The organism is Streptomyces sp. NPDC044003 (assembly GCF_056435185.1).
In genome coordinates, this window is sequence record NZ_JBWKFA010000021.1 from 17853 (window position 1) to 34208 (window position 16356).

Here is a 16356-nt window from a genome sequence, read left to right on the forward strand (position 1 = left end):
TGTTGAAGCCGACCGAGGAAGTGCTCCAGGACCTGACCCAGCCCTCGAACATCTCCGTGCACTCTGATGACGCGCTCGTCGGGAAGGCGAAGGCCGCCATCGCGGCGGACGACGAGAAGCGGAAGGAGAACGAGGATGAGCCGCTCCGCCGGAAGCCCGCCCTCGCCCCGATCTTGCCGACCGAGCTGCTCCGGCAGTTCGAAGTGACCCTCTGGGATGTCCTCCACACCCTCGCCCGGGCCAGCGCCCTGTCGTGGCGCGGTGCGGGCCGGGGGCTGGCGGAGCACTGGGGCGCACTCAAGTACACCCAGGCCCTGGCCGGCGGTCATGACTCCTTCCTCACCCTCACCGACGAAGGCCACCGCATCGCGGACCACTACAAGTCGCTACAGTCCGGCGAGCTCGGCGTCGGTTTCGCGCTCACGCTCGCCGAGCACATGCTGCGCAGCCGCTTCCCCGACCATTCGGTGACAATCGTCCCCGCCGACACGGCGTTACGCGCGGGCTGGGCCCTCACAAGCAGGGACAAGGGCGAGAAGGTGAGGTACCGCTATCGTCCCCAGTACTTCGCGGAGGTCTGGCAGCCGGGCGAGCCGTCCCTCGTCATCCCCCTCGCGTGCAAGGGCAACCACAGCGACCCCGCCACCTCTGCCGAGCAGCTGGCCTCCGCCTCGGCCCACGCCGAAGCGGTACACATCGGTGCGTGGAACGAGACCCCCGGCCTGCTGTTCAGCACGCAGCTCCCGACGGACGGCGGCACGATGACCGTCCACGCCCTCCAGGCACCCGGCAGTGGCGGCCGACTGTCCCCGGTGGAGGGCCGGGAGGCAAACCTGAACGCCCCGCCGTTCCAGGCGAACGTGATGCCGGACATTCACCCGCCGACCAAGGGCCTGATAGCACCGGAGCCCGTACGGGGATGCCACGTGCAAGCGAAGGACTACGCCTGGTTCCAGGAGTCCCTGGCCCACACCACCGCGGCGGGGCTCATGGCCTTCACCGGCTCTGGCCACGCCACCGCCCGCCACCTGACCGACCGGCAAGGCCGCAAACGCTTCACCGGCCTCGAACATGCGGCCAGCATGAGCATCCAGGACGCCGCCCACACCCTTTTCGGCAACGAGTATGTCGGCACCGACCACGTCTTCCGCCTCAACGGCCCCCGCGTCGAAGCGTTCTCCGGCGTGGACGAGGAGATCTTCCAACTCCTCGTCAGAGGCGACGTCGAGGAATACCGCACCCTCGTCCACGCAAGCCGCCACGTCCGCCCCCGCCTCACCTTCGACAAGGACTGGGGCGGCCCCGTCTCCGTCCACGCCGACGGCTCCGTCTTCGCCCTGCGGCTGCTGCCGGGACAGGACGAGGAGCCTCGTTCGAGCTCGTTCCGGTGACCCGCCCCTAATACTCCAGCAGGACTTTGGTGTCTGACCTGGGGTGATGCCGGGCGGCTGGAGTGTAGCGGGACGGTAGCTGGTCAGGGGCGGTCTCGAAGAGACCGCCCCTCGATCGTGCGACAGCGTCGCTGGTAGTGACAGCGGCGGGGCAGCCTCTCCGCGTGATCACCGAGCACGCCGCCGAGCAGTGGGCCCTTGAACTGGACGACCTCTTCGTGACCATCGGCCATCGCTTCGGCCGAGTAGAACTCCGTCGCCGCATGCGCGACTACGTGCGCGGTCTGCTGGCCCCGGTGGCCCGCAAGAACAGCTGGCAGCTGGCCGAACAGGCCGGCCATCCCACGCCCGACGGCCTGCAGCACCTCCTCGCCGGATCGAAGTGGGAGCCCGATGACATCCGCGACGACCTGCAGGAATACGTCGCCGACAAGCTCGGCGAGGCTGACGGCGTGCTGATCATCGACGACACCGGGTTCGTCAAGAAGGGCATTGCCTCCGCCGGGGTTCAGCGCCAGTATTCCGGAACCGCCGGACGGACCGAGAACTGCCAGATCGGCGTCTTCGCCGCCTACGCCGCCACCCGCGGCCGTGCCTTGGTCGACCGCGAGCTCTACCTGCCCAGATCCTGGACCGAGGACCGCGAACGCTGTCGCGCGGCCAAGGTCCCTGACGAGCGGGAGTTCGCCACCAAGGGCGAACTGGCCCGGCGGATCGTGCTGCGATGCCTCGCCTCGCGGCTGTCCATCGCCTGGGTCACCGCGGATTCCGCCTACGGACAGGAGAGCCGCTTCCGCCGACTGCTGGAACAGTCGGGCATCGGCTACGTGCTGGCCGTGCCCAAGTCCCAGTTCACCGTGGGCTGCCCCCGCATCGACGGCCTGTTCGCGCAGGCCCCGGCCGAAGCATGGGAGAAGTTCTCGTACGGCGACGGCGCGAAGGGCCCTCGCGTCTACCACTGGGCGGCGGTCCGGCTGCCAGCGGTCGCCGAGTTCGACTACCAGGGCGAGGTCCCCCACCGGATGCGGTGGGCACTGGCCCGGCGCAGCATCCGCAAGCCCGACGAGATCGCCTACTACCTCGCTTACGCCCCCTTGGAGACCACCGTTCAGGAGCTGGTGCGGGTCGCCGGGGCGCGCTGGGCGATCGAGGAGTGCTTCCAGACCGCGAAGAACGAATGCGGCCTGGACCAGTACGAAGTCCGCCGTTACACCGGCTGGTACCGGCACATCACCCTCGCCATGCTCGCGCACGCCTTCCTGGCGACCACGGCGCACCAGACCCGTGAAAAGGGGGCGGCACCGGTGAGGCGGCCGGGGCCATCGAGTTCACAGTGGCGGAGGTTCGGCGACTCCTGGCAGCTTGTCGTCCCCAGCCCCCGCACCTGCGTGGACATCGAGGCCGACGCCACGCGCTGAGCTGGTCGAACTGGCGCCGCCGACGCCAAGCGGTCGCCCGCCGCTGTCACTACCAGCGACGCTGTCGCACGATCGAGGGGCGGTCTCTTCGAGACCGCCCCTGACCAGCTACCGTCCCGCTACACTCCAGCCGCCCGGCATCACCCCAGGTCAGACACCAAAGTCCTGCTGGAGTACTAATACTCCAGTTAGATTTCGTGTCCTGAGCTGGTGGTTTTCGTTGTCCGGGTATGGAGGCGGTAACTGAAGTCGGCCAGTGGCAGGCCGAGTTGGAGTCGGTGTTCGCTCGGGTGGCGGGTCGGTTCGTCCGGGCGGATCTGCGGCGGCGGATGCGGGACTACGTGCGTGGTCTGCTGGCGCCGGTCGAGCGGAAGAACGGCTGGCAGCTGGCCGAGTGGGCCGGCCATCGTGATCCGGCAGGCCTGCAGCACTTGCTCAATGGCGCCCGGTGGGACGTCGAAGCGGTCCGGGACGACCTGCGCGACTATGTTGCCGAACGGCTCGGCCCGGGTGGGGTACTGATCATCGACGACACGGGGTTCATCAAGAAGGGCACCACGTCAGCCGGGGTGGGCCGGCAGTACACCGGAACCTCGGGAAAGATCGACAATTGCCAGATCGGGGTGTTCGCCGCCTACGCCTCCAGCTCGGGCCGGGCTCTGGTGGACCGGGAGCTCTACCTGCCCAAAGCCTGGACATCCGACCGTGAACGCTGCCGGGCTGCGAAGATCCCTGACGAGCGGCGCTTTGCGACCAAGGGCGAACTGGCCCGGGACATCGTCCGCCGCTGCCTCACCGCCGGCCTGCCCGCCGCATGGGTCACCGCGGACGAGGCCTACGGACACGACTGGCACTTCCGCCGCCTGCTCGAGCAACTCGACATCGGCTACGTGGTGGCGGTGCCGAAATCCCAGCAGATCAAGTCCCTGGCCGGTATCTGGCGCATCGACCAGCTCATCGAAGAAGCACCGGGTGAGGCCTGGCAACGACTGTCGAGAGCACCTCCAACAAACCCCGGGAGCAGAAACGTTCGACTCCGGCAAGGCGGCGCACGAGCACACGATGGACAGCGGTCGTGCATCAAAAGGCTGATGCCCACCTATTCAAGGCATGGCCAGCGTCATATACCCCCGTGCTAGCCTCATGCTCTCACCGCGCAGGGACGCGCAGGGCAGCGGGTAGCTGTGGCTCGAAGGGTGTGGAACATGAGCAAGTTACGAGTACCCGAACTGCGTCTCCACGATGCCGTGATCATCGTTCCGGGCATCATGGGCAGTGCCCTCAAGGACGTCGAGAGCGGCAAGCAACTGTGGGGTGTCGGGCGACTCTTCGGCTACACGGCCCGCATGCACACGGACCGTCTCAAGGCCCTTGGACTCACCAAGGGCGAACGCGACGGAGCGACAGGGAGAGTCGAGCCGTCCGGCCTGCTCAACATTGCCGACAGCCTGCCGGGGCTTGGCCGGGCTCAACCCTACAACGAGCTCGTGAGCGAGCTGCGCCGCGCGGCGGTAGACCGTAGCGCGGTCCTCCCGTTCCCGTATGATTGGCGACTCTCGGTCCAGCACAACGGCGGGCTGCTCGCCGATCAAGTCCGCCGCCACCTCAAGGCCTGGCGCCACCATCCAGCCCATCGTCACTATCTCGAACGGCATCCCGAGGCCGGACCGGCCCGGTTGATCTTCGTCGCCCACTCCATGGGCGGGCTCCTCGTACGTGAGCTCATGCTTCACAGCGACCTCCGTCCCGACATCCGGGCGGTCATGACCGTCGGCACGCCTTTCTCCGGATCGGTGAACGCCGCTGTCATGCTCAACTCCGGCACGGGAGCACCGCTCCCCCTGCCCCGGACCGCCCTGCGGGACGTGGCACGCACGATGCCCGGCATATACGACCTCCTCCCTTCCTACCGGGCCCTCGACCTCGGCATCGACTCGCGGGTGCCGACCGCCGACGACCTGATCGCCCTGGGTGGCCGACGCGATCTGGTCGAGGAATCCCTTCGGCGCCGAGACGCCACACAGGGCATCACCCTGCCCGACCACAGCATGATCGTCGGATTCGGCAAACGGACGCTGCAGAGCTACCACATGGCGGGCGACTCCGTGGTCGGCATGGAGGAGATCCTCGTACGGCATCCCGACGACCACCGCGTACTACTCCACCCCGAAGGCCGACCCCGCAGGGAGAACCGCAGGGGCGACGGCACGGTATACCAGTTCGCCGCGCATCTGCCGGGTGCCCGCGAGAGAGCGATCCCGGTCTACCAGGAACACGGCGCTCTGGCCCGCAGCCGCACCGTCATCGACCTGGCGTGCGGGATGCTGCGCGGTCTGCGTCACCCCGACGAGCTGGGAGCCATGCTCGGCGACGGCTCGTTCGATCTAGACGTCCCGGAATGGGCCGAGCCCGGCGCTCCCTTCACGATCGAGGTGTCAGGGTGGTCCGGAGGCGCCGATCTGAGCTGTAGCGCCAAGGAGATCAGCGGGCACGGCGACGTCCTGTATCCGGAGTTGAAGCCGCTTCCGGGGGAAGACGGCAGGCTGAGGGCGACGTGTGTCGCCTCCCTGCCGGGGCTGTACGAGATCGAGGTCGTCGGCGGCAGCGAGCCGGTGACACGCCTCGTTCTGGTGTTGGCATCGGAGTGGCAAGCCTGACGAAATGACGTCGGATTCCTATGAGACGCGAGCCGAGGTCGCCAGCACGTTCGCGGTGCATGTACTGCCTGTGGGGCCGGTGATCGGTTTCCAGGACGCGGACACGGTCAGCGAGGCCGCGCTAACCGCGGAGGTTCTGCGGAGGCTGGGCGGGGAGGCCGTCGCTCCCCCGTTGACCGGTGGCATGGTGCAGTCACTCACTGATGCCGACGAGGCGCTGGCCCGCTGGGCCGGCGAACACGATGATGGCAACTCGCGATGCCCTTCCGCCCTGTTGTGGTTCGGTCACGGCCGGGTGAGTCGCATGGGATCGGTGTTGCTCGTGCCGGGCTCCAAGAAGCGCGGGAACACCCGGGTTACACCCGAGATGCTCGCCCACTACGTACACGCCGATCAGCTCAGACGGAACCATGACGAAACGCATTGGTCGCTGGTAGTGCTCGAGGCGTGCAACTCGGAGAACTTCGCGAGCGACCTGGCCGGCCTGTTCAACGGGACCAGACAAGAACGGACGCGGTCGCTGCTGTTGATCGCTACAGGCAAGCCGTCGGCACAGGGCTATCTGGGCACGTTCCGCACGGTACTGGAGAAGTTCCTCTCCACGAAGAAGACCTCTCACGATATTTTCAACCTGCGTGAGCTGCAAGGCTACTTCAAGAGCCATCAATGCTACGCCGAGCTGGTGGGCGACGAGACGGGTGTCGAGCTCGCCCTCGCCGTCCATGACAGGGTGCCGCTCACCGGGGCGACCACCGTGGCGGAAGTACAGCGACAGCAACGCCGCTACGACGAGGCACCCGGGGCATGGCCGCGCCGATCAACCCCGCACAAGGCGGCGTTCCTCGAAATGGTTCCTGACTTCACCGGCCGGACGGCGCCCCTGCGCGCGATCGCCGAATGGTGTGCCGGTGACGCCGAAGCAGCGGTGCTCGCCGTCACGGGCGCGCCCGGCACCGGCAAGTCCGCGCTGCTGGGGGAAGCGCTGCTGCGGTGGTCTCAGCCCGCCCGGGAGACGCCGGAGAGCACGAGCGACCCGTCGGACGTCGGTGATCCGGTCGAGGGGGCCGATCGCCCCGGCGCACCGACTCCACCGATCGTGGCGGTCCTGCCGCTCACGGGGAGCACGGCTGCCGACGTCGTCCGACAGCTGGCCGAGCAGCTCGACGCCCCTCCCGCCGACACCGGACAGGATGAACACGACGAGAACGATGCAACACTCGACGCCGTACGTCGGCACCTAACGCAGCTCACTGGGCGCTCCTCCGAGACCGACAGCGCCCCCGCCGAGGACGGCCAGGCATTCCATGACGCCCCGGCCACGGGGACACCGATGGGCGCACTGATCGTCGCCGACGCCCTCGACGAGGCCAGGGACCCCTTCCGTATCGCCGGCCTGTTGCGGGAACTCACTACAATTCCCGGCGTCCGGCTGCTCATCGGCACCCGGCCGACTCGGTGCCCCGTCGTGCCGTCCGCGCAGCCGTCGGCCGGAGGCAGCAGGGACCTCGACCTGCTCGGCGTGTTCGGATCGGCATCCCGGCACGCCCGCGTGCTTGCTCTCGAACCGGATCCGTCGGCGGCTCGCGCGTACGCGGAGCGCAAGGTCCGCGGCATCCTGCGGAACCATTTCCCAGGCGACACCGACCGACACGAGACGGTCACGTGCACTGTGGCGAGCGCCGTCGAGGGTCATGTACGGGACGGCTCCTGGCAGTTCCTCCAGGCGTCCTTGGTGGTCCAGGAGATCGAGCAGCGCCCGGCCCTGCTTGCCCCTGGCCCCGACGAGCGGGCGGCCCTCGCCGCGATGCTGGAACGCGACCAGAGCGGCCTCTTCAGGGCCGCGGTCCAGCGCATCACGACCGGGCTCCCGGCTGCGGAGCCGTTGTTGCGGGCGCTGGCCTGGTCACACGGACGCGGGCTTCCGCTGGCGGACGGCATCTGGGCGCACGCCGCGGCGGGGATCGCCGAGACCGACGCTCCCATCGACGACGAGCAGCTGGAACTGTTCCTGAACCGGGCCGCCGCGTACATCCTCGTGGACGGGGAGGACCGGCGCAGTGTGTACCGGCTTGCCCACCGCACGTACGCCGAGCAGCTGGTCGGGGACAGTCCGCCGGAGGGCAGGTTCGACATGTTCCATGCCCTGTTGGAGCTCGCGGCCTCCCAGGTCGAATCCGGGCGGCCGCTCAGTCCTCATCTGGCCACGCGCCTCGCGGAGTATGCGGCGGACTGCGGTGCGGCCGGCTGGGAGGCGCTGGCCGCCCGGCCCACTGTGGTCGACCAGCTACCGCCGGCTTCTCTCAGCTCTCTCGCTCTCACTCCGAGACAAGGTGCGGGCATCGCTCCGGCCGATCTGCCCGTAGAAATCCTGGGCACGGTCGCCTCGGCACATCTCATCAAAGAGTCGGATCCTGGAGACAGGCCCGGGCTGCGCCAGCTCGGGGGCTTGCGGGCAACCGGTCTGCCGCACCCCACGGGATCCAGCGCGGACTGGGAGGTGGCATGGGGACGGTTGCACCATGTACCCCTGCATCTCCAGCTCGGGGGGTCCCCGTCGGCGATCACCGCGATCGCCGCGCGTGCCGACGCCCCCTGGCTGGTCACCGGCTCCCTCGACGGATCCGTGATGGTGTGGGAGCCGTGGCGAGACCACCACCCGATCGCCCTGCTGAGCGAGTCCGAGAGCCCGGTGACCGCGCTCGCCGCGTCCGGGACCCCGCACAAGGACAGCGGTGAAGGGGGTTCTGGCACTGGTCTGGTAGCCGTCGCCCACGCCGACCGGAGCGTACGCCTCTGGGACACCGACGTCGACCGGCACACACTGGGATACGCGGTCTGCACGGAGTCGGTGCGGGTCATCGTGCCCCTGGCGGACGGGTCCCGCCGGTTCCTGCTCGGAGGTGAGTCCGGCTACCTCGCTCTCCTCGGTCCGGACGGAGCGCTGTCCCCGGCAGCAGAGGCGGTCGCCCCGCGTGACGTGGTGGGGCTGGCACAAGTCCCTGGCCCGGAGGACACGGCCCTGGTCGTGGCGGCCTACCAGTCCGGGGATTTGGCCCTGTGGGCGATAGACGGCAATGTACCCACGCTCCTCCACCGGGCGAGCGCGCGCACGGCGCTGGCCGGACTCGTACCCGCCCCCACCTCGGCAGAGCCCAACCGGCTGCTCGCCCTAGCGGAAGACGGCCGCCTCGGGTACTGGCGTGTGCGAGCCAGTGGCAGTGCTCCCCGTGTCCTGCTTGACACTGCGGCAGATCTGCTCCAGGCATGCAGCGGTGCCGATCCCGTCCTGGCCGTGATGCCTGTGGCCGACGGGGACGGAGTTCCGCTTGTCGGTGACCGGCGGGGGGTCATACAGCTCGTGCGGCCGGCTGCCGCGCCCGGTCGTCCCGAGCTCCTCGAAACGTCGACCGGGAGCAGACCGATCAGGGCGATCGGCGTCCTGCTCGGCCCCCAGGGCGACGGCGTACTGGTCACCGTGGCCGAACGCGACTCAAGGGTCCACTTCTTCGACCCCGCCTCGGCCACGAGGGCCAGTGTCGCCCCTGTAGGGCCCGAGTCATGGGTCGACGACATGCGACGGCACGTGCGTGCCGAGGGTACGGAGACCCTGGTCGTAGCCGAGCAACGGGCCGGCCGCCGAACCGTGCGGGTCCTGCGCGCGACGGACGGTGCCCTGATGGAAGTCGCCCCGCCTTCCGACGAGGCTGCGGATGGTCCCCAGGACCCCTCGCGCCCGTCCTGGGCCGACGGTGAACACTCGGGGTCCATCGTCGACTGCGTGACGCTCGACGAGCCGGGAGGGGGCCCGGAGGCCCGCATTAGAGTGACCGCGGGACGCGAAGGAACCATCGTGGTGTGGCGCGAGGAGCCGTCCGGCCGGCGGCCGGTACGGCGCATCCCTCTGGGATCACCGTGCGTGCGGCTCACGGCACTCGCATCGGGACGGCTCGCCATCGCCACAGACGACGGCGTGGTGGTGCTCAGGCTCGATTCCCTCGCACGGGCCGTGCACGGTGAAGGAACCGAGGAGACACATGGATGAGGAACTGTCGCCCCGACGCATCGAGGACCTGCTGGACGATCTGTTCACCGGCAAAAAGGCACGTTACGGCCACTACAAACGGGTGGGCGACTACCAGGAACTGATCAGAGGCAGGCTGATCCACCTCGTGCTGCGCAACGTCGAGCACGCCATGGACGTACGCGAAGTAGCGCTGTTCCTCAACGTCCAGCGGGTTGGGGGAGAGCTATGGGACCACGAGGTGCGCAACCTGTTACGGCTAAAAATGCTCGGCCATCCGGCGCTGCCGGAGATCGTGGAGGGCAGGTCCGACCACAGCTACCGGGTCGCCTTCATCATGACGCGGCTTGAAGGGTTGCCACTCTCAGAAAACTGGCGGTCCGTCGTGGAGGAGTGGGCCGTACAGCACCCCGTGGTGGCCTTCGAGCAGTTCAGCCTCCTCCTAGACGCGCTCAGCCAACTTCACGGCACGCGGATCGTGCACCGGAACCTGACCTTGGGGGCCGTCCGCGTCAGTCCGAAGCAGGACAAGCCGGCTCTGACGACCCTGTCCCTGGCGCGGTTCGAACTCAGCGCACTGCTCAACAATCTGCTGCAGTCCGTCCACGGGCCCAGTGGCAAGGCGGCGTACGACGAGGTCGTGAAGGCGATGTTCCTCATCCCACCGTCGGGCGTCACCAAGGCTCATCATCTGGCGTACCTGGCACCGGAGAGCCACCCTGCCGTCTTCGGTGACGTACGGCTACGCCGCCTGGACCACGGCAGCACCGATGTCTTCGGCCTCGGTGTCCTCGGGTGGGAGTTGTTCGTCGGCTCCCTGATGGACCGGTTGCCCGAAGAGTACGCAGGTGTCGAAGCCGCGGAGGGAGACGAGCTCCCGCCGGCTCTGGGCCGACTGCACAGGGCCATGCGTCGCGAGCTCGACCTCAACCCAAGGCTTCCCCGGCCGCTGCGCACCGCGCTGCTCGGGATGCTCGCCGACTCACCCACGGAGCGCAGCACTTCCTTCGAGGCGTCAGCAGCCCTCCAGCGCGGCTGGTCGAGCATCTGTCTGGCGCTGGAGCCGGTGCCAAGCGGTTCCAAGGCACGGCTCCTGGCGTTCATGCCCGACCAGTCCGTGACAACGGTCCACACGAGCCGGGGGTGGACGGACCACAGCCCCGACACCCCCCGGGGATGCCAGGAGCTCCAGGCCTTCCTGGAGGAGGAACTCCGCGAGGCGGAGCTCGTCCACTGGCACGGCGGTGCCGTCGGCTTCGTCGACGGTGATCCTCGCTCATTGGGCGACGCCCAATGGGTGCTCATCGGACAGCAGGCGGTGTGGTTCTGCGCGTTCCTCTTCGACCTCGACGCGATGGGCCGTCGGACGGTGACGCACAACGATACCCTCGTCATCAAGTACCTCGTGGACAAACGCTTCGCGTCCGAGATCCTGTCAGCCAAACCCAAACGACGCATCGGCAAGATCGATCTGGTGCCATTCCGGCTGGGACAGCCGCTGGCCGACGAGCAGGAGGGCCGCCCGTCGTGGAAGGATCTGATCGACGCCGTCCAGAGCACCGAGCGGAGCGCCCAGAGCGCCGAGGTCCAAGAGATGCTGCGGGCCGTCTCCTTCATGCTGGACTTCCAGGGTGTGGTCCTCCGTTCCCGTCAGTATCCCTACACGCTCACCCATACGGAGGACGGTCGTCTCGTACTGACGCAGGACAGCGGCAGGGAACGCAGATGGTTGCACGGGGACGAGCTGCTCACCGCCTACTGCACGGACTCCCGGCGCCGACCTCCCCTCGGCGACTTCGCCCGAAGCCTCCTAGCCGAGAACGACCAGGCAAAGGTCTCGGTGGTGTACGACAGGCCCACCCCGCGCTTCGGTGGCGACTCCTTCGACGTACGGGTGAAGGAGCGCCTCGACGCGACGTCGATCGTCGTCGAGGCCGCACCGGGCAAGGAGATTCCCGACAAGGGATGGATCAGACCCCAGGAGGATCGCGGCACAGAGGTCCAATTGCGCCGGGAGGCCCGAGGGCTGGGCTCGCTACGCCAAAAGATCGGGCTGGCGCGCATACTGCACACGCCGGAGTCCATCGAGCTGCATGGCGGACGCGACACGACACTGACGATTCCGGCGCGGCCCGGTGAAAAGCCCCTGCGGGGCAAGGCCTCCCGGGTCATCACGGACATGCTGCGACTCCACCCCTTCTATGCGCTCCAGGGACCGCCCGGCACGGGAAAGAGCACAGTGGTCTCCCATGCGCTGCGTGACTTCCTCAGGACGGAGCATGGCGCCCGGGTGCTCGTGAGCGCTCAGTCGAATGACGCCCTGGACCAGTTGGCCGGGAAGTGCCTGGAGTTGCTCAAGCCGGTCATCGCCGATCAGTCGGTACTGATGCTCCGTGAACTGCCCCGCCGCAAGGACGCCTATGACCTGCCGGAGGAGTTGCGCTCCTTCACCGCTGAAGCGATCGCCGAGGATCTCGTGAGGCGTATCGAACAGCGGGTCACGGACAGCCACAGCGGCGCGCGCAACCCGTCGGAGCAGGCCCTGATGCTGCGATGGGCCGAGGTCGCCCAGGCGAACATGGTCGAGCTGACCGAACGGATCCGCGCCAGTGCCGACATCGTGCTGGCCACGTGCTCGATCGCGGGCACGCTCACCGACGAGGTGCGGGATCCGTCCGATGTCTTCGACTGGGTGATCATCGAGGAGGCCGCCAAAGCCTGGCCGACCGAGATCATCATGCCGCTGGTCCTCGGAGTTCGGTGGACCCTCGTGGGCGACCATCTGCAACTCGGGCCTCACCGGGCCGAAGACATCAAGGCGTTCCTGGACGGCCTGGGCCGACACCCGGACGAGCGCATCAAGCTGCATTACGCGGCCCGCGACAGCTACCTACGCTTCGTGCAGATGTTCGGACGGTTCTTTGAGGGGCGAGGCTCTAACCAGCCGGCGGAACCCACGTACCCAGTAGACACCCTCGACACACAGTTCCGCATGCACCCCGTCATCGCCGAGCCCTTCGCGCGGGCGTTCTATCCGGACGGCAGCGGCGGCACCTTTCTCGCACCCGATCCCGACATCAACGAGTACCACTCCGCCACCGATCCGGAATTCCTGAGAGGCGCTCCCCTGGTCTGGCTGGACACGTCCAAGTACCCGGGCTGCGAAGACATCGGGTACTGGTGGAATCCGGGTGAGGTGGACCTGGTCGAGGACCTGGTCCGAAAGCTGCGACTCGACAGCACGCCCGACCCGAGGAAGCTGGTCGTGCTGACCCCGTACCGCAAGCAGCGCCGCGAGCTGGAACGCGGCTTCCTCGACGGGCGGGTGCACACCGTCCATTCCTTCCAGGGCGGCCAGGCGAAGACGGTGATCGTCTCTCTGGTCCGCAGCTCGGAACGGGGCACGGAATCGCGCCAGAACGTAGGGCACACCGCCCAGGACGACGTGATCAACGTGATGCTGTCCCGGGCGCAGCAACTTCTCGTGGTCGTCGGGAACCTGCCGCACTTCGAGCGTCATGGCGGTCCTGCCTGGCAATCCGTGATCGACACGTTCCGCCAGGTCGGCAGAATCGTCGATGCCTCGACAGGCCAGATCATCGTCGACGCCACGGGAGACAGCCGATGACCGAGACAGTCCTTGTCGCCATCCCATGCCGCGTCATCACCCTCCGGATGGAACTCGGTGCCGAAGAGGGAGCCTCCACGCTTGAGGACCTCGTGCTCCGCGCCGTGGCCGCGGGGCGCGACACCATCCGGGCACTGAGCGAGCTCTTCTCCCTGCCGAGCCGCCTGATGCTCGACGTCGTACACGGTCTGTGGAGCAGAGGGTTCCTGGCCGTCGACTTCACCACCAACACGCTGGAGACGACCCAGGGAGCCCAGCCCGGACTGGGCGAGCAGGGAGGCCGGCCCATCCCCTCCAAGGTGCAGGCCCGAAAGTTCCTGTTCGACCCGGTGACAGCTGCCGTCCTGCTGCACCGGAAGGGCATGGACCGGATTCCCAACGGGGCGATCGCCATGCCTCTCGCGCGAGGCATCTCGGAGACCGACATCCCCCAGACCGAGCTCCTGCGCGCGGTCCGCGAAGCGGTCCGCGTCGACCGCAGGGAACGCGGCGTGCACGAGCGAGTGCTGAACGTATCGTTCGCTAACCCGATGCTGAACTCCTCCGAGCCCGTGCACTGGAACACCATCGAGGCCGTGGTGAACCGGGACCCGGTCACCGACGTGGTCACCGCCAGCCCCGTCCAGATGCCTCAGGGCTGGGGCAGGCGGGCAGTTCAGCTCTTCCAGGCCAGAGTGAGCGACCTGGTACGCAACCGACCCGACAGCAGGTTCGTACAGCAGCTGCTGTCCCGCGAAGTGCTGAAGGTGGTACCGCCCGACAGCCTGCGGTCGCTGCTGGTCGAGCTGGACCGCCTGGCCGACGGTCTGCACACCGTCTCGCCGGATTCCCTGCCATCCCTGCACGAAGAGCTGCGGGGCAAGGCGGGCAAGGTACTGCACCAGCTTGCCGAGGCCCGCCGCGCCAGGTGCTCCGTGGCGGCGGTGGCTCCTGGAGCGGGCGTGGAGTGGGTGGTGAAGGATCTGATCGAGCAGGCGGCCCACCAACTCGTCCTAGCTTTACCGCAGATCACCTACGACGCCCTGCACCCCGTCCTGCCGTCGCTGGAACTCGCTGCGAAGCGCGGCGTCAGAGTCGTGTTCCTCTGGGGCGACTCCCCGTCTGCCGTGCTGAAGGGCAAGGTGGCGACGGCACTGTTCGACCTGCAGTCCCGTTTCTCCGAGAACGTCCTGCTCGAACGGCGCAGCAGCAGTTGCGCAGCGTCCCTAGTCGTCTGCGACAACCTCTACGCGTACGTGGGGTCCAGCAGCCCGCTGGCCACCAATACCGGCTCCGGTGTGCTCGTCAACCCGGCGGAAGGCACGAACGAACCACCGAGTTGTGTGGCGGACATGCTGAGCTGGGCGCGGCGGACCTATCCGTACTGGGAGACGGGCCAGAACATCGCCCTTCTGCCGACCGACTTCGGAGGACAACGAGGCACGGACCTTTCCGAGGACGTCGACTCGACACCGCCTAACTTCTCACTGCCGGAACTGAAGGAAGACTGGGCCGATGACACGGTCGCCAGCGCCACGGTGTGGGCCGCGCAGTGGGGCCGTATGCTCCGTGGGCTCTTGGAGGCGGTGGAGAACGTCTACCGAGGCCAGCCGGTCGTGCGGGCGGTCTGGGACGGCATGTACGCCGATCTGATCCAACAAGCCATCGACAGTGCGACCGAGCGGCTGGCCATCACCGACGACTCCGCCGAGACAGAGACGTGCACGGATGCCCTCGGTCAGCGACTGTCGGGCCTTCGGGACAAGGGCGTCGTGATCCATCTCCAGCATCCGCCGCTCAAGGACGGCCGCAGAGCCCCCCGCAGTTACACCGAGCTCCACCGTCGCCTCGGCGCGGAGGGGACGCTGCGGAACACGAAGGCACGGGCGCGAGCGACGTTGTCCGACCACGAGACCGTCGTCGGTAGCTACCGGCCGCTCGGCAACAGGCCGGTCAACCCGGCCCGGGGGCCCGCCCCCACCGAACTCGGCCTGCACATCATGAACACCGCCTTCACGACTGAGTTCGCCAGCGAGCTGGGCATTCGCGACTGGTTCGGGGACGACACCACGGACGGCGGAGACGCCGTCGGTGCCCACGACTACCTGCCGCCGCTGCCTGCCCTCGCGTCAGCGCCTGTCGCATCGGACGATTGGGCAGTTCTGAACAACCGCCGGGCATCCGGCACCGCCTCGCCCGAGCGCCTGCGTACCGAAGCCGCAACGCTCCTCTATGGTTCCACCGGCTCCACGGACCAACGTCTTTGGTGGGCACGCTGGCTCCTGCACGACGCATGGCAGAGGCACGCCTTCATGGAAGCCTTTCTGCTGGCTCCCCGGCTCGGCAGCGGGGAGACCATGCCCGTGCCTCTGGCCGCCGTCGCGGCGCCGCTCGAGCACGGTCCGCTGGGCGAACAGCTCTACTACAGCGCGCTGGAATTGTCCGACGCTCCGCGAGAGCACCGCACGGTCGCTCTGATCGGCGCTGTCGCGGAGATGCTGCTGCACGGGGGCAACACCGGCCTACTGGTTTGTGAAGCGCTGGCCGGCTCGGATCCAGGGGAGTCTAACGGGCTACCGCCAACCTGGCTCCTGCTGGCGCGGGAGGCCGCGCAGTGTTTCGACTCATCCCAGGCTCCCTTGCCGCTTAAGGAGATCAATGCCTGGGCCGAGCAGCAAAACCAGTCGATGGCCATCCGGACGGGCTGGGTCCGGCTGGTCAAGGAGGTGAGCGACTTCGAACGGGGGGAGCAGCACTTCAAGTTCCTCGACGGCAAACGGATGCATCGAGCGATGTTCCGGCCTCCTGAGGGACTCTTCGCCCGGGTTCTGGCCATGGCCGGGGAGGACGTCGACCCCGAGTTCCAGGTGAGCACCGCCGCCGGACTGCCCATCACCGAGCTGGACGCCCGTCTCCACATGGATCAGCTCGCCTTGAGCCAAGGACTCAGAAAGGTCGAATGGAGCAACCACCTGGCCTACGCAAGGCGGGTGGCAGACGTGATGAGCGAAGCCAGGCGCCTCGCGCAGCTCTCCGCGACCGAGGCGGAACGAAGCACATCGAGTTTCGCGGCCGCAATTCTCCCGGTGCTCACTCCGGACCAGACCGCCTTCGCGCGGCTCCTCGGTCGTGCGTGGCCCACCCTCCTCGACGAGGCCGACGGCTTGGGGGAGCCTGCCCGCCATCCCGCGATGGCTCTCCTGAGTGCTCTCGCCTCACTGCCTGTGATCGGAAGGGAAGACAGTTGACCGGGATTTCACGC

Annotated in this window: 6 protein-coding genes and 1 pseudogene; all 7 read left to right on the top strand. The window is 67.9% G+C overall.

The window, feature by feature from the left end; translation table 11 throughout:
* The first annotated feature begins 2 nt into the window (after nucleotides 1-2).
* The 7 genes and pseudogenes from AC07AW_RS40435 (at nucleotide 3) to AC07AW_RS40465 (ending at nucleotide 16342) form a co-directional block, all read left to right on the top strand.
* A complete protein-coding gene (locus AC07AW_RS40435) occupies nucleotides 3-1391 on the top strand; it encodes a hypothetical protein (protein ID WP_478820457.1) in 1389 nt (462 codons plus the stop codon).
* Nucleotides 1392-1555: 164 nt separating this feature from the next.
* Nucleotides 1556-2809, top strand: a complete 1254-nt coding sequence (locus AC07AW_RS40440; RefSeq protein ID WP_478820458.1) for an IS701 family transposase — start codon at nucleotides 1556-1558, stop codon at nucleotides 2807-2809.
* 230 nt (nucleotides 2810-3039) lie between these two features.
* A pseudogene (locus AC07AW_RS40445) lies at nucleotides 3040-3804 on the top strand (IS701 family transposase); the annotation flags it as partial.
* Between the two features lie 210 nt (nucleotides 3805-4014).
* Nucleotides 4015-5466, top strand: coding sequence for a lipase/acyltransferase domain-containing protein (locus AC07AW_RS40450; protein ID WP_478820459.1), 1452 nt, complete (start codon nucleotides 4015-4017; stop codon nucleotides 5464-5466).
* Between the two features lie 4 nt (nucleotides 5467-5470).
* On the top strand, nucleotides 5471-9508 hold the full coding sequence (locus AC07AW_RS40455) for a hypothetical protein (RefSeq protein ID WP_478820460.1): 4038 nt from the start codon (nucleotides 5471-5473) through the stop codon (nucleotides 9506-9508).
* A complete protein-coding gene (locus AC07AW_RS40460; protein WP_352020361.1) occupies nucleotides 9501-13115 on the top strand; it encodes an AAA domain-containing protein in 3615 nt (1204 codons plus the stop codon). Before AC07AW_RS40455 ends, AC07AW_RS40460 begins: the two co-directional genes overlap by 8 nt.
* A complete protein-coding gene (locus tag AC07AW_RS40465; protein ID WP_478820461.1) occupies nucleotides 13112-16342 on the top strand; it encodes a hypothetical protein in 3231 nt (1076 codons plus the stop codon). The genes AC07AW_RS40460 and AC07AW_RS40465 overlap by 4 nt, the downstream gene beginning before the upstream one ends.
* The last annotated feature ends 14 nt before the right edge of the window (nucleotides 16343-16356 follow it).